At 44.1% G+C, this 714-nt stretch carries 1 protein-coding gene; it reads left to right on the top strand.

Features of this window, described 5'->3' with window-relative positions:
* Nucleotides 1-61: 61 nt before the first annotated feature.
* A partial coding sequence (locus ACQ2HE_RS19905; protein WP_430902515.1) for a hypothetical protein occupies nt 62-714 on the top strand: 653 nt, incomplete at its 3' end.

Genomic DNA, 714 nt, shown 5'->3' with positions numbered 1-714 from the left:
CCTGCTACGTGGTTACCAACCATCACAGGAACCCTTAAACCTTACATATACATTTTTCAACATGCGATCTTCCTACGAAGTACTTCCCCTTTTTGAAGAGTTCATCTCGGATACTCGAAAAGGTAGACGCCGCAAAGCCAATGGTGCCCCCTTGAGCATTGGAACCGTAAAGAACGACGAGACTGTTTTAAGGCTATTACAGGCCTATGAAGAGGCTGCTAGCTCAAAACTAACCGTTCGGGTCTGGAAGGGCTTTAATAAGCGTTTAGAACAAACAGAATCGGCCTATTGGAAACGGTTCTTCAAGCGCTTCAGTGAATTTGTGTACAAGAGGGGTGGTTTTGACAACTATTTGGGTATGGTCATTAAAACCCTCAAAACCTTTTTCAAGTACCTAAAAAAAGAGAAACACCTTCCCATAGGCGATTTTATCAGCCAACTCTATGTTTTCAAAGAAGACATTCCGGTAATTGCCCTGAGTCCGGAACGCGTGCGGTATTTGATCTATGATACCGATCTACGAGCCCAGCTCAATGCGGTTCAGTTGAAAGCTTTGGACATCTTCATTTTCGGATGTGCTGTAGGATTGCGGTTTTCAGACTTGGTGCAGGTGAGCTCGAAAGACATTAAAAAAATGGAAGGAGCTTGGTACCTGTCAAGTGTTAGCAAGAAGACCAAAACAGCAAGCTTGGTTCGGTTACCCGATTATGCCAT

The organism is Endoryza foliicola (genome assembly GCF_050589245.1).
In the GTDB taxonomy this organism is placed as follows: Bacteria; Bacteroidota; Bacteroidia; order Chitinophagales; family Chitinophagaceae; genus Endoryza; species Endoryza foliicola.
Note: the sequence above shows the minus strand (reverse complement) of the source record. Positions and strands in the feature narration are given on the sequence as shown.